Origin of the sequence: Achromobacter sp. B7 (assembly GCF_003600685.1) — a bacterium.
GTDB classification, from domain to species: Bacteria; Pseudomonadota; Gammaproteobacteria; order Burkholderiales; family Burkholderiaceae_B; genus Achromobacter; species Achromobacter spanius_B.
The window spans coordinates 2,047,270-2,066,582 of record NZ_CP032084.1; the positions used below are offsets into that span (position 1 = coordinate 2,047,270).

Sequence of the window (19,313 nt, forward strand, 5' to 3'; positions counted from 1 at the left end):
GACCGGCCCAGGACAGGGTGCGAGACCGGGGCGCGGGATGGGGCGCGGGATGGGGCAGCGGGGCCCCATGAACCGCCTAGTGTTTCAGCGGGAACACCCAGTACCGGACGATGACCCCCAGCAGGATGGTCAACGTGATCCACGACGCCCAGTGCCAGGCGCCCGTGCCCAACAGCGCGGCCAACAGGCCAAAGACGCTGAGCACGCCCAGCAGGATGGGCGCGCCCCATACGAACATGAAGCCGCGACCTGTGCGGCCTTTGGTGTGGCGGGCGCTCATGCCGGATTCCTTTGCGGGGCGGCGGCGGCCTGGTGCTTTTTCACCAGCTCGTTGATGCGCGCCTCGGTGGCGCGGCGCCGCGCAATCCACAGGTACAGGCCGCTGACCAGCACCACGATGGTGATGAGGTCAAGCAAGGCCCAGATGATCTTCAGCGGCAGGCCCGCGTAATCGCCAAAGTGCAGCGGGCGCGACACTTCCAGCGCGGTCAGGTACCACGGCATTTTGGCCACGGTAGTCAGTTCGCCGGTTCTGCCGTCGACCAGCACGGGCGTGTTCAGCTTCGAGGTCAGCGGCGTGTCGCCACGCATCCAGGCGATGTAGTGGTGCGGGCTGCCGAAAGCGTTGCCCGGAAATGCGATGAATGACACCTCGTTGCCCGGCATGGCTTTCTTGGCCGTGTCGGCCGCCAGTTGCGCCGAGGCCAACTGCGTGGGCACGGTCTGGCCCTTGTAGGGTTCCAGAATGCGGACCAATTCGGTGGACTGCCACAGGCGGAACAATGGGGTCGACAGCTCGTTGATGACGCCCGTGAAGCCCACCACGAAGGCCCACACCAGGGTCACGATGCCCAGCAGGTTGTGCAGGTCCAGCCATTTCAGGCGCGTGGACCGGGCGGCGCGGACGGTGCCGAATTCCAGCTTTTTCATGAACGGGCCGTACAACACCACGCCCGATACGATAGCCACGCAGAACAGCAGCCCCATGAAGCCCAGGAACAACTCGCCCGGCAAGCCGGCAAACAAATCCACATGCAGCGCCAGCATGATGCCCATGAACGAGAACTTGTCTTCGGTATACAGCGGGCCTTCCAGCAGCACGTCGCCGGTGCGGCCGTCCATGCGGACCGCGTGCCCGGACGCCTGGCCATCACCTGGCTTCTTGGCCATGCCGACATACACCTGGGGCTCGTCGGGGTCGAAGAACAGGTAATCAACCACTTCGCCCGGATACATGGTCAGGGCGCTGGCGACCAGCTTGTCCAGATTGGCGGGCGGCGTGTTGGCCGGCACGTTGGACAGCGGCTTGGCGTCATCCAGCCAGTGCTCGATTTCATGGTGAAAAACCAGCGGCAAGCCCGTCAGGCAGATGATGAGCAGGAAGATGGTGCAAACCAGGCTGGTCCACTTGTGGATCCAGTACCAGGTTTTGATGGTGGACGCGGCTGTCATGGCGGCGGAAGGGGGCGGCGGCGCGCGCGGCCCTCTTTAAGCTGTTTGTGAGGAAGGCGGAACATTATCACGAATAATAGCGATTCTCGTAACGGAATATTTGACCCCCGGATGGTCAGGGGTGCAAGGCCGGCGTCAACTAAAGCGGGTTAAAAAGACAGGTCGGGAGATACTGGGCGCGAGCCGCCACGATTTGTTTCAAGGGACGGGTCTTGCTCGCCCCGCAACCGGCAGTCGAGAAGCATCATGGAGCAGCGATTTTTAAAAGTCCCGCGTAACGAGCATGGCCGCGATTTCGCGGTTGGCGACGTGCACGGTCATTTTTCGCGTTTGCAGGAAAGCCTGGACCGGCTGGGTTTCGACCCGGCCCGCGACCGGCTCTTTTCCGTGGGCGATCTGGTTGATCGCGGACCTGAAAGCGAAGCCGCGCTGCAATGGCTGGCCCAGCCCTGGTTTTACGCGGTCCAGGGCAACCACGAAGACTATGCAATTCGTCATGTGCGCACCGGCAAGGTGGACGTGACCAATTGGCGCGGTTACGGCGGCGGTTGGTTCCTGGACCTGCCCGTCGACCAGCAGCAAGTGTTTGCCGATGCGTTTGCCCAGCTTCCCATCGCGATCGAAGTCGAAACCCGCGAGGGCGCGGTGGGCCTGCTGCATGCGGATTGCCCGGTGCTGTTCTGGCCGCGCCTGGAGTTCGCGCTGCAAGATCGCTACAAGCGCACCAGCGCGACGTGCCAGTGGTCGCGCGACCGCTTGCGGCAGATGAACCGCACCGGCATCCAGGGGGTTCGGGCGGTGGTGGCCGGGCACACGCCCGTGGCCGCGCCGCTGGTTCTGGGCAACGTTTATCACATTGATACCGAAGGCTGGCGATCCGGCTACTTCACGTTCCTGGACCTGGAATCGCTGACGGCCTGGCCGCGCGAGGTCGTGACCGAGCTGGCGGTAGAGGAATAGGCCGACGGGCGCGGGGGACGAGGGAGGGGGCCGTTTAACGGTCACCGTGGAACGAGAAAGCAGGGAAACGACACGGGCGCCGCAAAGGGCGCCCGTGTCGTTTTTCAGCGTTGGTCGGTTACAGCGTTGGTCGGTTACAGCGGCCGGGCGATGACCGAGCTGGACGTAGTTACCGCGCTGGCGCGCGCAGCGGCATCTTCCGCGCTGCCGGCAGCAGGCAGGGTGGCCGCCGGTACTCCCGTAGCCCGTACGCCCGAAGCCGGTACGCCCGCCGCCGGTACGCCCGAAGCCGGTACGCCAGCAGCCGGTATGCCCGCCGCCGGTAGTCCAGACGTCGCGACGCCCGCCATGACCCCCGGCGCAACATTCGCAGCGCTGGGTACCGGAATGGGCTGCAATGGCGGCTGCACGGCGCTGTTGTTCGAATTTTGCGGCAGCGCGGCGCCACCGGGGCTCGGCAGCGGCTTGACGGACGTGTCCACGCCATCCGTGCTGCGGTTGTTGTTCAGGAAATCGGTCAGCGCATCGCCCGACGACAAATCCAGCGACGCCACCGCCTGCCCGGGCGGGAATTCCGCGAAATAGTATTCGCCGTTTTCCACCAGCAGCCCGTCCGGACGCGGCGACTGCTTGGCTTCGGGCATGCCCTTCAAGACCGGCTGCATGTAGTCCAGCCACGTGGACAACGCCAGGCCGCTGCCGAATTCGTTGGTGCCCAGCGACTTGGGCTGGTCAAAGCCCATCCAGACGGTCGTGGCCAGATCGGGCGTGAAGCCCGAGAACCAGACGTCCACCGCGTCGTTGGTGGTGCCCGTCTTGCCGCCGACGTCGTTGCGCTTCAGCACCTGGTGCGCGCGCGCGGCCGTGCCGCTAGTCGTAACCCCGCGCAGGATGTCGTCCATGACCCAGGCGGTGCGCGGGTCGATGGCGCGCGCCGCTTCGTCGCCCGCCTTGACGGGCTGCGCCTGCATCAGCACCTTGCCCGAACGGTCGGTGACGTGGTCCACCAGGTACGGCGTCACGCGATAGCCGCCGTTGGCGAAGACGCCATAGCCATTGACCACTTGCAACGGCGTGGCGCCACCCGCGCCCAGCGCCAGCGGCAGCACCGCCGGCCAGCGCGATTTGTCAAAGCCGAAACGGGTCAGGTAGTCCTGGGCGTACTGCGGCGAAATCGCTTGCAGGATGCGGATCGACACCATGTTCTTGGACCGGTACAAGCCCTGGCGCAACGTCAGCATGGGTTCGTACTTGTTGCCGTCGTTCTTGGGCTGCCAGTCCTTGGAGCCCGTTTGCGCGGCCGTCAGCATGAACGGCTGGTCGGAGATCTGCGTGGCGGGGGTAAAGCCGCGTTCCAGCGCCGCGGCGTACACGAACGGCTTGATGTTGGAACCGGGCTGGCGCCAGGCCTGCGTCACGCGGTTGAAGTTGCCCCGGTTGTAGTCAAAGCCGCCGATCATGGCGCGGATCGCGCCATCTTGCGGCGCCATCGACACCAACGCCGCTTGCAGCGCCGGCATGTTGATGATTTCCCAGGTGTCGCTGTCCTTGCCACCCGTTTTGTGGATGTACACGACCGAACCGCGACGGATGCGCTGGCTGTCGCTGGCCTTGGGGTTCAAGGCGCGCGCCACCACGGCCAGCGCCTTCTTGTCCGAAATGGTGATGATGTCGCGCGCGCTGCGGGCTACCTTCACTTCGGTAGGGCTGGCCGACAGGACGACCGCCGCCAGCAGGTCCTCGCTGTCCGGCGTCTTGTCTTGCACGCCGTCCAGGATCTCGTCCAGCGCCTGGGCATCGCTTTCGACGCCGTCAGGCAGGTCGATCTGATCTTCCGGGCCGGGATATACGGCGCGGCGCGTGTAGTCCATGACGCCATCGCGCACCGCGCGGTAAGCGGCTTCCTGGGCCTTGGAATCGATGGTGGTGTAGACGTCGATGCCCTTGGAATACGTTTCTTCCTGGAACACGCCGTACATCAACTGGCGTGCCAGTTCCGACGGGTAATCGCCATGCACGGCGAAGCCGCGCGCGCTGGTGCCGTCAGCGCCCCGGATCGTCAGGCGTTGCTTGAGCGCTTCGTCGGCCTGCTCGGGCGTCAGGTAGCCCAGCGCCTTCATGCGGCCCAGCACGTAGTGCTGGCGAATTTCGGCACGCGGGAAATTGGTGATGGGGTTGAAGCGCGACGGAGCCTTGGGGATGCCGGCCAGCATGGCGGCTTCCGCCGGGGTCACTTCCGACAGCGGTTTGCCAAAGTAGGCGCGCGACGCGGCCGCGAAGCCATAGGCGCGGTGCCCCAGGTAGATCTGGTTCATGTAGAGCTCAAGGATCTGGTCCTTGGTCAGTTCGTTTTCGATCTTGAACGTGAGCAGCAGCTCGTACAGCTTGCGCGAATACGTCTTTTCGGAAGACAGATAGAAATTGCGCGCCACCTGCATCGTGATCGTGCTGCCGCCTTGCGACTTCGAGCCCTTGACCACGTTGGTCAGTACCGCGCGCGCCACGCCCATCCAGTCGACACCGCCGTGGCTGTAGAAGCGGTCGTCCTCGGCCGCCAGCACGGCCTGGCGCATCACCGGCGGGATTTCATCAAACCGCAGCACGTTGCGGTGTTCTTCGCCGTATTCGCCGATCAGGACCTTGTCGGCCGTGTAGATGCGCAGCGGCACGCGCGGCCGGTAGTCGGTCATGGCGTGCAGGTCGGGCAGGCTGGGCCAGGCCAGGGCCAATGCCAGCCCAAGCACGACGGCCCCGCACGCGCCGACGCCGGCCGCGACGATGCCCGTCTTGACCAGGATGCGTTTCCAGGGAAGGCCCGATTTGCCGCCCGGGTTGGCGGAGGATTGCTGGGGGGTGCTCATTGCAGGCGATTCTAGGACAGAACGCTATAGACCGGCCATGGCGTCATAAGGTTTCAGTAACCAAACTTGCCGAAGCCAAGTGGGGGGCGTGTGCCGCGGTAGATATAGGGACGGGGTCTAGCATACGCGCGACGCGGCTTGCGTGCGCGAGCGACGGGAATTGCGCTGTGAAATGTATTGCGCGCCGTGACAAACAGCAAGGCCGGTTGCATGCGCCTGTTGTGATTCAGCTTTCGGTAAGGCGCCAGGAGCCCTGTTGATACCGTTGCGGCGGCGCGCCCAACGCGCGGTGGAACATGGCGCTGAACGCGCTGATGCTGCGGTATCCCAGGTCGGCCGCGATGCGGGCAACGGGCACGCCTTCCGACAAGCGGCAGACCGCGTCGGCCAGGCGCACCTGTTGTACCCATTGCCGGTAATTCAGGCCCAGTTCGGCCTGGAACAGCCGGATCAGCGTGCGCGCGCTGGCGCCGACCTCGTTGCCCCAGGCTTCCATGCCGCGTTGCAGGCCGGGCTGGTCCAGGATGGCCGCGCAGATGGTCTGCAAGCGGCGGTCTCGCGGCCAGGGGATTTGTATGGGCAGCACGCGCGCGGCCGCTAGTTCAGACAGGATCAACGCGGCGATCTGCTCGGCCCGGCCCCCCAGCGGGTAGTCGATGGGCTCGGCCGTCAGTGCCAGGATCAGTTCGCGCAGCAGGCCGCTCACTTCCACCACCTGGGGTTGCCGCCAGTAGCCGGCGGCGGCATCGGCCTGAATGTAAAGCGAGCGCATCGACACGGCGCCCACCATGTCCACCCCATGAGGCACGCCGGCCGGCACCCACAAGGCGCGCAGCGGCGGCAGCGCCCAGAAACCGCTGGGCGTCGTGACCCGCATCACGCCCTCGGCCGCGTAGATCAGCTGCGCGCGGGGATGCGAGTGCGCGCCCGTTTGCGCCCCCGCGCGAAATTCCTTGGCCATCGCGGTGACGACGCGCGGGCGGTCCTGGTAGTCCTGCGCGTTGATGCTGCGGGCGGGGTCGGGCGGGGCAAGACGGGTGGCCATGATGTCACTTCCAACCAAAGGATGAGGCCGCGACGGCGGGCAGGGTGGCGCTATTTTGTCACTTGGTCGATGAAAATTGGCAGATCTTCGCAGCGGCCGGTTTCTACACTGATGGCTGGCTTTGGCTGTCAGCCAAACACAACCCCATCGCAAAAGCCGCCCATGACCCCCGCCCAAAATCCCGTTGCCGGCATGTCGGACGCCATGGCGCCCGCGCCCGCTGCGCAGGCGACCGCCGCCCCGTCCAGCACCCCATCCACCCCCCCATCCACCGCCTATAAAGTGCTGGGCGCGATCAGCGTGGCGCATTTGATGAACGACATGATCCAGTCGATCCTGTTGGCCATCTACCCCATGTTGAAGGATTCGTTCAGCCTGTCCTTCGCACAGATCGGGCTGATCACCTTGGTCTATCAGTTGGCGGCCTCGCTGCTGCAACCCTTCATCGGCCTGTACACCGACCGCCATCCCAAGCCCTATTCGCTGCCTGTGGGAATGAGCTTCACGCTGGCTGGGCTATTGCTGCTGTCGGTGGCGCCGTCGTTCGGCTGGCTGCTGGTGGCCGCCGTGCTGGTCGGCACGGGGTCGTCGGTGTTCCACCCGGAATCGTCGCGGGTGGCGCGCATGGCCTCGGGCGGCCGGCACGGCTTGGCGCAGTCGCTGTTCCAGGTGGGGGGCAACGTGGGGTCGGCGCTGGGGCCGCTGCTGGCGGCGCTGTTCATCATTCCGCACGGCCAGCGCAGCGTGGCCTGGTTTGCCTTCGCGGCACTATTCGGCATCGTGGTGCTGATCGGTATCGGCCGTTGGTACAGCGCCAACCGCGTCATGTTCAAGCCGCGCGCGCGCACGGCGGGCGCCGGCAATGGGCTGTCGCGCAATCGGGTGATCGGTGCGCTGGCGGTGCTGGGCGTGCTGATATTTTCCAAGTACTTCTATCTGGCCAGCCTGAACAGCTATTTCACTTTCTACCTGATCGACAAGTTCGGTTTGTCGGTGCGCGAGGCGCAGCTGTACCTGTTCCTGTTCCTGGCCGCAGTCGCGGTGGGCACGGTGGTGGGCGGGCCGGTGGGCGACCGCATCGGCCGCAAGATCGTCATCTGGGTGTCGATCCTGGGCGTAGCGCCCTTCACCTTGCTGCTGCCCCACGCCAATCTGTTCTGGACGGCGGCGCTGGTGGTGGTGATCGGCATGGTGCTGGCGTCGGCGTTTTCGGCCATCGTCGTCTACGCGCAGGAATTGGTGCCGGGCAAGGTGGGCATGATTGCCGGGCTGTTCTTCGGCTTTGCCTTCGGCATGGGCGGGGTGGGGGCGGCCGCGCTGGGCAAGCTGGCCGACGCCACCAGCATTGGCTATGTGTACCAGGTGTGCGCGTATCTGCCGCTGTTGGGCGTGGTGGCAATCTTGCTGCCTAACGTGGAAAAGCCGCGCTGATGCAGTCCCGCGTTGATTCCCTACGCCAAACCAGCACGGATCTTCGGACGACGGGGTAGTGCTTTTGGCCGACTGGCGGGGGCGAACCACAATAATTAATCTAGGGTTTGCCCTTCGTTCCTTTCGATTGTCAGTTACCTGAAAGGTTTAACTGTCAAATACTGCAAACGGGTGAACCGGGCGCTCCTGGCTTGGCGTATTCTTCTGGACATGCCGCGCTATCGTCTTGGCGCGGGAGGTAAAGGTTCAGGACAACGTCGCGCCCTCGCTTCGGCGGATCGCCGTCACGCGGGGCGGCGGCTTTTCGTCCTTCTGGTAACAAAAAGCATCAAGCATGCTGACGTGTAACGCGTATCCATCCATGAACCCAGTGCAACGGCAGGTCTGAACCGACGGCATTTGTTCCCAAGGCGCGGCCGGCAAAAAACCATGACGACTTCTTTGTTCTTCCTGATGTGGGCGCTGGCCACGGCCTTGGCGCTACCGTTGTTGCTGCCGTTCCAGTCGCGCGGGGTCAAGGGCGTGCGTGCGTTCATCGCCGCCAACACGCTGGCCGTGCTGGCGCTGCTGGCCTTCGCCGCCGCCAAGCTTGTGCCGCCGGGCGCCTACATCATGGCGTCGAACGCGGCTTGGGTATGCGCAATCAGCCTGGTGTATGTGGGCGTGCGCCAGTTCTTCGGGCTGCGGCCGCATATCGCGCGCACGTCCGGCGTCACGGCGGCGGGTGTGCTGGCCTTTGCGCTGCTGCTGTATGGCGCGGACCACCTGCCAGAACGCATGCTGCTCAATTCCGGCTTTACCTGCATCAGCGCGCTGCTGACCGGGCGGGTCATCTACCAGCAGCGCGCAAAGATCCGCACTCCCGGCGTGATGCTGTATCTGATGCTGGCCATATTCGGGCTGGCGGCGCTGCACGCAACGCGGGTGGTGGTCTATGGGTTCGGTTTCGTGAAGCCCGTGTCCTTGCTTGAACCGTCATCCTGGGGGCTGTTCTTCATTGTGTGCGGTTCGGTGACGGTGCCGGCGCTGTTCCTGGCGTTGCTGCTGCTGGTGCAGACGTGGCTATCCGAGCAGATGCAGGCGGCCCTGACGTTCGACAGCCTGACGCACGCCTATTCCCGCCGCAGCATCCTGGATGAACTGGAACGCGAGTTGCAGCGCTGTAGCCGCTCCGGCGGTCCGCTGGCCGTGCTGGTGCTGGACATCGACCATTTCAAATCCATCAACGACCGCTACGGCCATGCGGCGGGCGACACCGCGCTGCGCCATTTCGCCAAGGTCGCGCAGCACGCCGTGCGCGGCGCCGACCGCTTCGGCCGCCTGGGCGGCGAGGAGTTCGTGCTGTTGATGGTGGACTGCGACCCGGCGCGGGCGCTGGTGCACGCGCAGCGCGTCTGCGATGCACTGCGCGATACGCCGCTTTACCTGCAAGGGGTGGAAGTGCCCATGACCGCCAGCGGTGGTCTGGCCACGTACCAGCCCGGCGATAGCGCCGATGTGATCCTGGCGCGCGCCGACGTGGCGCTATACCGCGCCAAGGAGCAAGGGCGCGACCGGGTGGAAATGGCGTTTGGCGCGCGCGGCGCGGGCCGCGTGCACGTGGGCGGGCTGGCCGGCATGGCGCCAGCGGCGAACGCGCCGCTGGTGACTCATGAAGGCGCGGGGAACTAAGGCTTGAGGTGTTCCGTCAGGAACTTTTCCATCGCTTCGTAGAACTCGAACTTGTTCTCGTCGTTGTGGAAACCGTGGCCTTCGTTGTCCTTGACCATGTATTCCACTTCAACCCCGCGCGCCTTCAACGCCGCCACCATCTGGTCGCTTTCGTCTTTGGCCACGCGCGGGTCCTTGGCGCCTTGTGCAACGAACAGCGGCGTCTTGATCTTGTCCGCGTGCAGCGCGGGCGAGGTCGCGGCCAGCCGGTCCTTATCGCGTTCGGGGTGGCCGACCATGTCCTGCATCTTGTCCAGCATTGGCTTCCAGTACGGCGGAATGGACTTCATGAACGTGAACAGATTGGACACGCCCACGTAGTCCACGGCCGCCGCGTACAAGTCCGGCGTGAACGTCACGCCAGCCAGCGTGGCGTAGCCGCCGTAGCTGGCGCCATAGATGCCGATACGCTTGGGGTCGGCGATGCCTTGCTTGACCAGCCACTGAACGCCATCGGTGATGTCGTCCTGCATTTTCAGGCCCCATTGCCCGAAGCCGGCTTCCCAGAACGCGCGGCCATAACCCGTCGAACCCCGGAAGTTCATTTGCAGCACGCAGAAACCGCGGTTGGCCAGGAATTGCGTTTCGGGGTTGTAGCCCCAGCCGTCGCGTGCCCACGGCCCGCCGTGCGGGTTGACGATGCAAGGCAGGTTCTTGGGATCGCGGCCGGCGGGAAGCGTCAGGTAGCCGTGAATGGTCAGGCCGTCGCGGCTTTGGTAGCTGATGGGCCGCACTTGCGACATGTCGGCTTCCGGAATGGCCGGGTTGATGTCGGCCAGCTTGGTCAGCGTGTCGGTGTTGGCGTCGTACAAGTAGCGCGAGCCCGGCGTGCGGTCGTTGTAGGCCGCCACGATGAACACGGTTTCGTCGCGGTTGGACCCTTGCAGGGCGATGTCATAGCCCTTGAGCTTGTCGGACAGTTTCTTGAACAGCGCTTCGGACTGCGCGTCGAAGAACTTGTATTGCGGCTTGTCGGTCTGGTAGGCGGCCAGCGTCAGCACGCGGCGCTTGCGTGAGTAGCCCGCGCCGTCCAGGTCGACGGTGTCGGGCGTGAAGATCTCTTCTTCGACATCCGGTTGTGCCGGGTCGATGACCACCAGCGACAGCTTGTCGCGGCCACGGTTGCTCAGGGCGTAGATCTTCTTGTCGTCGAACGTGAAGAACGACGGGCTGACGTTGGTGCGGTAATCGGTGGTGATCAGCGGGCGGAAGTCGGACGCTTCGTTGTCGCGGTAGAGCAGGGTGGTGTTCAGGCCGTCGCTGGTGACGGCGGCGCGCACCTTGCCCGCATGGTCGGTCTGCCAGCCCACGATGTTGCCCGGGTTCTGCGCCACCAGCACGGCGGCGCCGGTGTGGACGTTGACGCGGTAGACGTCAAAGACCTCGGGGTTGCGTTGGTTGTGGCTGATCAGGACGTGGTCGGGGTCGTCTTCAAGATCGTCTTCGATGCTGGCGCGCGCGCCTTCATAGGGCGTCAGGTCGGTGATCTTGCCCGTCTTGGCGTTCACGGCCAGTACGTGGAAGTTCTCGTCGCCGCCAAAGTCCTTCTGATAGAGCACCACGTCGGCGCCCTTCCAGAAGTAGTTGGAGATATCGCGCGCGGTTTCGCTGGTCAGTTGGCGGGGTTCGCCCACCAGCTGGCTGCCTTGCAGCGGCTGCACGTAAATGTTCATGCGGGCCGGGTTGCCGTCCACGCTGGTGGGCTGCATGAAGGCCAGGGTGCGGCCGTCGTCGGCCAGGCGGAAGAAGCCGCGTTCCGGGTTGCGGAAAAAGTCCTTCAGGGGATAGGCGCGGGGCGGGGGCTGGGTGGCGCAGGCGCCCAGCGTGGTGCCGACGATACTGGCGGCCAGAATGGTGCGCGTCATGAAGGAAAACAAGGCAGGACCTCCGCGATTTCAATGCGGTCGATAATGCCATAGTCGCGCGGGCGGTGTCGAACCGACCCCACTTATGCCGCCGTGCCGTTTGCGGGATAATCGCGGCAATTCATCTGGAGAATTACATGTACAGGAATCTGGTCGCGGCATCGGCGCTGGCGCTGGGCCTGGCGGGTTGCTCGCTGGGCATCTCGCAGGACAGCGCATCCCCGCACAGCGAATTCAAGGCGCCGGTCGCGTTCAAGGACGCCTACGCCACCGTGATCCGGCAGTCGAACAACTGCCTGCGCAGCACCGACAACGCCTATCGCGTGGTGTCCGACCTGAACGAGGCGGCGCAGTCGGGCGTGGTGCGCGTGCTGGCCCCATATACCGACAACGAAATGTCACGCGTGGACCTCAAGGCCAATGGCCCGGCAAGCACCGACGTGAAGATCGTGATGTGGGGCAAGGGCACCTGGGACGCCGCCGCGATGCGTGCCATGCAGGACGCCATCTACTACAGCATCACGTCGTGCAGCACCTACATGCCGCTGGACCCGCGCCCGCCCGTCAAGCCGTCGCGCGACCTGCCCAACTGAGCGCCGTCGCGCGACCTGCCCGACTCAGCGTCGCGCGCGACCTGTGCAACTAAGCGCCGCGCGCGACCTGTGCAACTTGCGCCGCGCGCGACCTGTGCAACTTGCGGCGCGCGTCACATCCCAAGGGCGGCGCCGTTCAATCGCCGCCCGGGCGGCGGCGGATGATCTTGAAGGTTGCCGTGGCGCGCGCCACCAGTTCGCCGTCGGCGCGTCGGATGTCGCCTTCACAGAAGGCGATGGACGCGCCCCGGCGCAGGCAGCGCGCTTCAATGACCAGGTCGCCCGTGCCGGGAGACAGGAACGTGGTGTTCATGTCGATGGTGGCCATGCCTTCGGTGGCATCGGCGGACCCGCGTGCCGCCGCGCTAAGGGTAAAGTCCAGCACGCTCATCAGCGTGCCGCCGTGCACGTCGCCCCGGCTGTTGGTCAGGTCCTGGCGCCACGGCAGGGTGGTGCGGGCGAATCCCGGCGCAACGCTCTCGGGCACCAGCCCGATGAAGTGCATGAAGGGTATCGTCAGGCCGAAATAGTCAGTGGATGCAGGGGCAGAGGCGGTCATGAGCGTGGGCAAGATGGGTAAGCGGATAGAGCCGGTCATAATATATTTTTTTGCAGTGCCCGCCAGCGTGCAACGGCGACGGGCGCATCGTCTTCACTGGAATGTCTGAACTCTTGCGCAAGATCGTGCATGTGGACATGGACGCGTTCTACGCATCCGTGGAGCAGCGCGACAACCCCGACCTGCGCGGCAAGCCCGTGGTGGTGGCCTGGACCGGGCCGCGCTCGGTCGTCTGCGCGGCGTCCTACGAGGCGCGGCGCTTCGGCATTCATTCGGCCATGTCCGCCATCCGCGCCGAACGCCTGTGCCCGCAAGCCATCTACGTGCCGCCGGACTTCAACCGCTATCGCGAGGTGTCGCGCCAGATCCGGCAGATATTCGGCCGCCATACCGACTTGATCGAACCGCTGTCGCTGGACGAAGCCTATCTGGACGTGACGCATAACAAAGGCGGGCTGCCCTCGGCGACCGAAGTGGCTCAGGTCATCCGCCATCAGATCCGCGAAGAAACCGGCCTGACCGCGTCGGCCGGCATCGCGCCCAACAAATTCCTGGCCAAGATTGCCTCTGACTGGAACAAGCCCGACGGGCAGTTCGTCATCCGGCCCACGAAGGTGCTGGAATTTCTGCAACCGCTGCCAGTGCGCAAAGTGCCGGGAGTGGGCAAGGTGACGCAGGCGCGGCTGGAGCAGTTGGGCATCCACACGGTGGGCGACCTGGCCACGCACAGCCTGGAAGAACTGGCCCACTATTTCGGGCGCTACGGGCGCCGCCTGTACGAGCTGGCGCGCGGTATCGACGATCGCGAAGTGCAAACCGACCAGCCCTTGCAGCAGGTGTCGGCCGAGACCACGTTTTCGGAAGATATCCGGCTGGACGCGTTGGGCGATGCCATCGACCGCATGGCGGGCAAGGTGTGGGACCAGGCGTTGAAGAAAGGCGCGCTGGGGCGCACGGTGGTCCTGAAGTTGAAGACCGACCGGTTTCGCATCCTGACGCGCAGCCAGACCAGCTTGAATCCGCCGGGGTCGGCGGCCGAACTGGCGGCGTTGGCCAGGCTGTTGTGCGAACGGGTGGAACTGCCGCCGGAAACGTTGTACCGGCTGGCAGGAGTCGGGATGAGCAATTTTGCCGATCCCGCCGAGCAGTCGCGCCAGCCCGATTTGTTCGGCGGCACGTTTTAACTGCCCGGCGCCGGGTCAGGCCAGCCGGGCCTTGACCTGTTGCGACAACGCCGTCATGTCGGCGCGGCCGGCCAGCGCCTGCTTGAGCAGCGCCATGACCTTGCCCATCGCGGGCGCGCCCGTCACGCCTTGCGCGGCCACTTCGGCCAGCGCGGCGTCGATGGCGGCGGCCACTTCTTCAGGGCTTGCGGCCTGCGGCAAGAACTCTTGCAGCACCAGCAATTCGGCCTTTTCCTGTTCGGCGGTTTCCGTGCGCCCGGCTTGTTCGAAGGCGGCGATGGATTCGCGCCGTTGCTTGACCTGCTTTTCGATGATGGCGGTGATTTCGGCGTCGTTCAGGTCGCGGCGTTCGTCCACTTCCTTTTGCTTGACGGCGGCCAGCAGGAAACGCAGGGTCGTCAGGCGTTCGGAAGCCTTGGCGCGCATGGCGTCCTTGACGGCATCGGACAGGCGGGTCTTGAGCGTAGCAGTGCTCATATGTGAACCTTTTGGGTGGTGTTGCGGCAATTCGCAAGTGTAAATCGGGCGGGCCCGGATCGGGCCAGCATCTAGCCGGCGTCGGGCCGGCTTCGGCCCGGCTTACTTCACGCGGGCCAGATCCCCGCGCAGCGCCACGCCGGCCACCACGGCGCCCGCGTGGCACTCGTAGTCGGTCTTGCTGCTGGTTTCGTTTTTGCGATAGTAGCTGACGATGTTCGTCACGGCATTCGCGCCGGCCTTCTTGGCGGCTTCATGCAGCGAGATCACCGCCGATTGCGCCGCCCACAGGCACGCTTCCGGGTCTTTCTTGGCAAACGCGTTGGTCTTGCGGTTGGTGACCACGTTGGCTTCCAGCACCTGGCCCTTCGGACCCGTGCCCGCCAGGTAGAACTTGACGCTACCGTCGATCTTGCCGGCGGCCAGGGCGGCGTCGATGGCCGGTTGCAGGGGCAGGAAGACGGTGCGGTCGGCGGCCAGTACCTGGGTCGAGCAGGCCAGCGACAGGGACAGAGCGCCAAAGAGCTTGTGGGTGATCTTCATGAAGTGCGTTTTCCGAGAATGAAAGTTGGGAAGAAGGCAGAAAGAAGGCGAAAAGAAGGTGAAAAGAAGGTGAAAAGAAGGTGAAAAGTCGGTGAAAAAAGGCGAATGGACGGAACAGGTCAATGCCGACCCGGCAAGCCCGGCCAGGCAACGCCCGACGCGGCTCAGGACCAGCGCCGGAAAATCAGTGAGGTGTTGATGCCGCCGAACGCGAAGTTATTGTTCATGACGTATTCGTTGCTCATGCGGCGGCCTTCGCCTTGCAGATAGTCCAGGTCGCCGCAACGCGGATCGATGTTGCGTAGATTCAGCGTGGGCGCGTACCAGTCGCGGTTCAACATCTCGATGCTGAACCACGACTCCAGCACGCCGCAGGCGCCCAGCGTGTGGCCCAGATAGCTTTTCTGCGTGCTGATCGGCATGCGCGCGCCAAACAGCGCGTGCGTGGCCTGCGTTTCAGCGATATCGCCTTGTTCGGTCGCGGTGCCGTGGCCGTTCACGTAGCCGATGGCTTCCGGCGGCAGGCCGGCGTCCGCCAGCGCCATCTGCATGGCGACGCGCATGGTGGCCGCCTCGGGCCGCGTGATATGCGTGCCGTCCGAGTTGCTGCCGAATCCCACCACTTCCGCATGGATGTGCGCCCCGCGCGCCAGTGCATGGTCCAGCGATTCCAGCACCAGCATGCCGCTGCCTTCGCCGATGACCAGGCCGTCGCGGTCGCGGTCGTAAGGGCGCGGCGTCAGTTCCGGCGTGTCGTTCTGCTGGCTGGTGGCATACAGCGCGTCAAACACCAGCGCTTCGCTGGCGCACAGTTCTTCCGCGCCGCCGGCCAGCATCATGTCCTGGCGGCCATAGCGGATGGCCTCGTAGGCGTAGCCGATGCCCTGGCTGCCCGAGGTGCAGGCGCTGGAGGTCGGAATGATGCGGCCCTTCAGCTCGAAGAAGATGCCCACGTTGGCCGCCGTGGTGTGCGGCATCATGCGCACATAGGAATTGGCGTTCAGGTCGTCGGTGACGCCGTTCAGCAGCATGTTGCCGAACGCGCGGATCTCGGCGGTGCTGCCCACCGACGACCCGCACGCCACGCCCATGCGGCCATCGGTGATGCTGGGCTCGCCCAGCAACGACGCATCGGCCAGCGCCAACTCGGCGGCGCGCACGGCCAGTTGCGACACGCGGCCCATGCTGCGCAATTGCTTGCGCGTCCAGTGCGAGGGCACCTTGAAGTCTTCCACGGGCCCGGCCAGCCGCGTGTTCAGTTCGGCAAAGCGCGCCCAATCCGGCATGGCGCGGATGGCGCTGCGGCCCGATTCGAATGCTTGTTGCACGCTGGCCCAGTCCGAACCCAGCGCGCTGATGCCGGCCATGCCGGTGACCACAACCCGTTTCATCAGCACAACCCTCCGTTGACGGCGATGACCTGGCGCGTGATGTAGGCGGCGCCCGGCGACATCAGGAAGGCCACCGTGGCGGCCACCTCTTCGGGCTTGCCCATGCGCTGGGCCGGCACCGCTTTCAGAATTTCTTCCACGGGCACGTGCTCGTCGATCATGTCGGTATCGATCAGGCCCGGCGCCACGCAGTTCACGGTGATCTGGCGCTTGGCCAGTTCAACGGCCAGCGCTTTGGCCGCCCCGATCAGCCCCGCCTTGGACGCGCTGTAGTTGACCTGGCCACGGTTGCCCACCAGCCCGGACACCGACGCCATGCAGACCACGCGGCCCGGCGCGCGGCGCCGGATCATGGGCATGGCCAGCGGGCTCAGCACGTTGTAGAAGCCGTCCAGGTTGGTGCGCATCACCTGGTCCCAGTCGTCGGCCGTCAAGGCCGGGAAGGCGCCGTCGCGTGTCAGTCCGGCGTTGAGCACCACGCCGTAATACGCGCCGTGCGCTTCTACGTCCGCTTGCAGCACGGTCGCGCACTGTGCACGGTCGGACACGTCGAATTGCAGCACGCGCGCCTGGCGGCCGCGCGCGATGACCTCTGCCTGCACGGCCTCGGCCTGTTCGCGTTGCTGGCGGCAGTGCAGGACAAGAGCGTGGCCGGCGTCGGCCAGTGCCAAGGCAATGGCGCGGCCGATGCCACGGCTTGATCCGGTTACAAGAATGGGGGCTGCGTTCATGTCAGGGAAGCTTCCTGGGTAAATTCGTCGGGGTCCTTGGGCTGATAGACGTTCAGCCGGGCGTGGGCCAGCAGGCGGGATTCGTCGCGCAGCTCGCATTCGAAGACGCTCATGCCGCTGGCATCGATCAAGCCGCGTTGGACATGGATTGTCAGGGCCGCGCCGGCGGGCAGGGTGTCCGCGTGGCAGTCATAGCGCCGGGTGCCAAGCAGGAATCCCAGCTTGACCGGGGCGTCGGCTTCGCGCGCCTGGCAACCGGCCCAGGCGCCCACCGCTTGCGCCATCAGCTCCATGCCTAGCCAGGGCGGCAACGAGCCGTCCGGCAGCGAGTACGGGCCGGGTTTGATGACGGTGCGGGCGGAGAGACTGTCGGCGTCATAGCCTTGCACCGCGTCGATCAGGATCATGTTGCCGGCATGCGGCAATAGGGCGGCAACGGGCCACGGGCAGGCTTTCATGGGCGGGCTCCCAGGATCAGGCTGGCGTTGTTGCCGCCGAACGCAAAGGAATTGCTCATTGCGATACGGGGGCGGCCCGACGCATAGCGATGCTGGCCGTTGCTGAAATTCAGCGCGGGCAGCGCCGGGTCGGCCTGGCCATCCCAGGTGTGGGGCATGAGCCGGCCGTCGGGATTCATGGCGGACAGCGTGATCCAGGCCAGCGCGGCTTCCATGGCGCCGGCCGCGCCCAGCGTGTGGCCGGTCAACGCCTTGGTGGACGCGCAGGGTACGCCTTCGGGGAACACGGCATGCATGGCGTGGCTTTCCATCGCGTCGTTGTGCGGGGTGCCGGTGCCGTGCAGGTTGACCCAGCCGATGTCGGCAGGCGCCAGCCGCGCGGCCTGCAAGGCGGCCAGCATGGCCTGGCGCGCGCCCGCGCCCGACGGCTCGGGCGCCGACATATGCCAGGCGTCCGAGCTGGCACCGCCGCCCAGCAGCGCCACGGCGTTGGCGTCATCGGCGTCGCGCTGCATCACGAACAGCACGCCGGCTTCGCCGATATTGATGCCACGGCGGTTGACCGAGAACGGCTGGCAAAGCGCGTCGTCCACCGCTTCCAGCGTGGCGAAGCCATTGATCGTCAGGCGGCAAAGCGTGTCCGCGCCGCCGCACACCACCGCGTCGCAAAGGCCCAGGCTCAGCAGTCGGCGCGCGGACAGCAGCGCGCGGGCGCTGGAAGTGCAGGCGGTCGACAGCGTGTAAGCCGGCCCGGTCAGGCCCAGATGCGCCGCCAGGAACGCAGCGGGCGAGGACAGGGCCTGACGGCGATAGTCGTAGTCGGCGGGCCAGGCGCCTTGCGCCGCCAAGGTGCGGAAGGCGGGCGCGTTGTCGTTGACGCCTGACGTGCTGGTGCCCAGCACCACCGCGATGCGGCCGGGTCCGTGGCGGGCGATGGCGCGCCGCAATTGCGGGGCGATCTGTTCGGCGCAGGCCAGCAGCAAGCGGTTGTTGCGGCTGTGCAGATGGTCGGGCAAGGGGGGGGCCGCGGCCATGGCCAGGATGTCGCCGGGCGGGGCGTCTGAGGAGCCAGCGGTGGCCTTGGCAAGCATGTCGCGCGGGGCGGCGGCCGAGGTGCCAGGTGGGATGTCGCCAGCTGTGTTGGCGGCGGTGGGGGCTCGAGTGTCGGCGGCGGTGCCAGGAAACGCCGGCAAGGGGCCGACATAAGCGCCCAGCGTCAGGCTGCGGTCGTGGACCCAGCCGGCCTGTGCGCGCATGCCGCGCGTGTCGCCATCGAAGGCGGCTTGGGCGACGGCGTTCACGCCTGCGCCCAACGCGCAGACGATGCCGGGGGTGCCTAGCCAAGTGTTCACGGCAGTTCCTTGAGCGGCGCGACGCGCCAGGTGACGCCATCGGCGCCGGTAATCGAAAAAACGTCGGGCTGCGAGGGCTGCGCCCAACGCACCGTCCAGCGCACCGCGCCGCGATCCAGCAGGCTGCGTACCGCCGTGCCGTCATCTTGCTGCCGCGCGCGCCATGCGCCCGCGCCATAAGCGGCGTCCAGCTGGGCCTGCGGCGTCCACGCGAATATCAGTGCGGCAAACAGATCGCGCGCCTGGGCGTTGGGCCGCATGAATCCGTCGTTGCGCCAGTGGCCGCCTTCGAGCATCTGCCGCGCTTGCGGCACGCCCATCGGGTCGAACAGCGACCAGCGCAGCGCCGCCCCTTCGCGCTGCACCACCAGCATCGTGTCCACGCTGGGCTGGTCGGCGGCCATCTGCACGACGTGCAGCTGGCGCGGCACGGCAAACCCGGCGTCGCGGGCGGGCAAGGGTGGCGCGCCGGCGCAGCCGGCCAGCCCGATCAGCACGGCCAGCAACGCCGCCGTGGCCCGCGCGCGCCGGGCCGACTTGCGCACGGGCAAGGGCAGGCGCTGCACCACGCCAAGGCGCGGTACGGGCAAGGGCAGGCGCGGCACCACGCCAAGGCGTGGTACGGGCAGGGGCAGGCGTGCAAAAACGCCATGTGTGTGCACGGATACGGGCGGCCGTGGCGAAGCGGCTTGCATCATCGG

At 65.9% G+C, this 19,313-nt stretch carries 18 protein-coding genes; 5 read left to right on the plus strand and 13 right to left on the minus strand.

The window, feature by feature from the left end:
• Positions 1-76: 76 nt before the first annotated feature.
• Together DVB37_RS09230 and DVB37_RS09235 are read right to left on the minus strand one after the other, a co-directional pair.
• The gene (locus DVB37_RS09230; protein ID WP_046807407.1) at positions 77-280 is read right to left on the minus strand and encodes a hypothetical protein; all 204 of its coding nucleotides are present in this window, start codon (positions 278-280) and stop codon (positions 77-79) included.
• Positions 277-1,452, minus strand: a complete 1,176-nt coding sequence (locus DVB37_RS09235) for a PepSY domain-containing protein (RefSeq protein ID WP_046807406.1) — start codon at positions 1,450-1,452, stop codon at positions 277-279. The genes DVB37_RS09230 and DVB37_RS09235 overlap by 4 nt, the downstream gene beginning before the upstream one ends.
• Positions 1,453-1,698: 246 nt before the next feature.
• Here DVB37_RS09235 and DVB37_RS09240 point away from each other — a divergent pair, with 246 nt between their 5' ends.
• Complete coding sequence (locus DVB37_RS09240) at positions 1,699-2,412, plus strand: metallophosphoesterase (protein ID WP_046807405.1); 714 nt, start codon at positions 1,699-1,701, stop codon at positions 2,410-2,412.
• Positions 2,413-2,546: 134 nt separating this feature from the next.
• On the opposite strand, the gene DVB37_RS09245 is transcribed toward DVB37_RS09240, so the two are convergent.
• Together DVB37_RS09245 and DVB37_RS09250 are read right to left on the minus strand one after the other, a co-directional pair.
• Positions 2,547-5,273, minus strand: coding sequence for a PBP1A family penicillin-binding protein (locus DVB37_RS09245; RefSeq protein ID WP_120154731.1), 2,727 nt, complete (start codon positions 5,271-5,273; stop codon positions 2,547-2,549).
• A 226-nt stretch (positions 5,274-5,499) separates the two neighbouring features.
• Positions 5,500-6,318: a helix-turn-helix domain-containing protein gene (locus DVB37_RS09250; RefSeq protein WP_120154733.1), complete on the minus strand. Its 819-nt coding sequence runs from the start codon at positions 6,316-6,318 to the stop codon at positions 5,500-5,502.
• A 162-nt stretch (positions 6,319-6,480) separates the two neighbouring features.
• On the opposite strand from DVB37_RS09250, the gene DVB37_RS09255 reads away from it, so the two are divergent.
• Complete coding sequence (locus tag DVB37_RS09255) at positions 6,481-7,749, plus strand: MFS transporter (RefSeq protein ID WP_120154735.1); 1,269 nt, start codon at positions 6,481-6,483, stop codon at positions 7,747-7,749.
• A 429-nt stretch (positions 7,750-8,178) separates the two neighbouring features.
• Entirely contained in the window at positions 8,179-9,420 is a 1,242-nt protein-coding gene (locus DVB37_RS09260; protein ID WP_120154737.1) for a GGDEF domain-containing protein, read from the plus strand.
• On the opposite strand, the gene DVB37_RS09265 is transcribed toward DVB37_RS09260, so the two are convergent.
• Entirely contained in the window at positions 9,417-11,324 is a 1,908-nt protein-coding gene (locus DVB37_RS09265) for a prolyl oligopeptidase family serine peptidase (RefSeq protein ID WP_370512740.1), read from the minus strand. The genes DVB37_RS09260 and DVB37_RS09265 overlap by 4 nt on opposite strands.
• Positions 11,325-11,461: 137 nt before the next feature.
• On the opposite strand from DVB37_RS09265, the gene DVB37_RS09270 reads away from it, so the two are divergent.
• On the plus strand, positions 11,462-11,917 hold the full coding sequence (locus tag DVB37_RS09270) for a BPTD_2524 family lipoprotein (RefSeq protein ID WP_046804510.1): 456 nt from the start codon (positions 11,462-11,464) through the stop codon (positions 11,915-11,917).
• Between the two features lie 136 nt (positions 11,918-12,053).
• Here the strand turns inward: DVB37_RS09270 and DVB37_RS09275 are convergent, their stop codons facing one another.
• Positions 12,054-12,476, minus strand: coding sequence for a PaaI family thioesterase (locus DVB37_RS09275; RefSeq protein WP_120157430.1), 423 nt, complete (start codon positions 12,474-12,476; stop codon positions 12,054-12,056).
• A gap of 101 nt (positions 12,477-12,577) precedes the next feature.
• On the opposite strand from DVB37_RS09275, the gene dinB reads away from it, so the two are divergent.
• Positions 12,578-13,660: a DNA polymerase IV gene (gene dinB / locus DVB37_RS09280; protein ID WP_120154739.1), complete on the plus strand. Its 1,083-nt coding sequence runs from the start codon at positions 12,578-12,580 to the stop codon at positions 13,658-13,660.
• Between the two features lie 15 nt (positions 13,661-13,675).
• Here the strand turns inward: dinB and DVB37_RS09285 are convergent, their stop codons facing one another.
• The 7 genes from DVB37_RS09285 to DVB37_RS09315 form a co-directional block, all read right to left on the minus strand.
• A complete protein-coding gene (locus tag DVB37_RS09285; RefSeq protein WP_046804513.1) occupies positions 13,676-14,137 on the minus strand; it encodes a GatB/YqeY domain-containing protein in 462 nt (153 codons plus the stop codon).
• Between the two features lie 102 nt (positions 14,138-14,239).
• On the minus strand, positions 14,240-14,680 hold the full coding sequence (locus tag DVB37_RS09290) for a hypothetical protein (protein ID WP_046804514.1): 441 nt from the start codon (positions 14,678-14,680) through the stop codon (positions 14,240-14,242).
• A 164-nt stretch (positions 14,681-14,844) separates the two neighbouring features.
• Positions 14,845-16,071, minus strand: coding sequence for a beta-ketoacyl-ACP synthase (locus DVB37_RS09295; RefSeq protein ID WP_104145382.1), 1,227 nt, complete (start codon positions 16,069-16,071; stop codon positions 14,845-14,847).
• On the minus strand, positions 16,071-16,802 hold the full coding sequence (gene fabG / locus DVB37_RS09300) for a 3-oxoacyl-ACP reductase FabG (RefSeq protein ID WP_120154742.1): 732 nt from the start codon (positions 16,800-16,802) through the stop codon (positions 16,071-16,073). Before fabG ends, DVB37_RS09295 begins: the two co-directional genes overlap by 1 nt.
• Positions 16,799-17,260, minus strand: coding sequence for a hotdog family protein (locus DVB37_RS09305; protein ID WP_120154745.1), 462 nt, complete (start codon positions 17,258-17,260; stop codon positions 16,799-16,801). Before DVB37_RS09305 ends, fabG begins: the two co-directional genes overlap by 4 nt.
• Entirely contained in the window at positions 17,257-18,612 is a 1,356-nt protein-coding gene (locus DVB37_RS09310; RefSeq protein ID WP_240434066.1) for a beta-ketoacyl-ACP synthase, read from the minus strand. Before DVB37_RS09310 ends, DVB37_RS09305 begins: the two co-directional genes overlap by 4 nt.
• A complete protein-coding gene (locus DVB37_RS09315; RefSeq protein WP_240434067.1) occupies positions 18,609-19,310 on the minus strand; it encodes a hypothetical protein in 702 nt (233 codons plus the stop codon). Before DVB37_RS09315 ends, DVB37_RS09310 begins: the two co-directional genes overlap by 4 nt.
• Between the last annotated feature and the right edge of the window lie 3 nt (positions 19,311-19,313).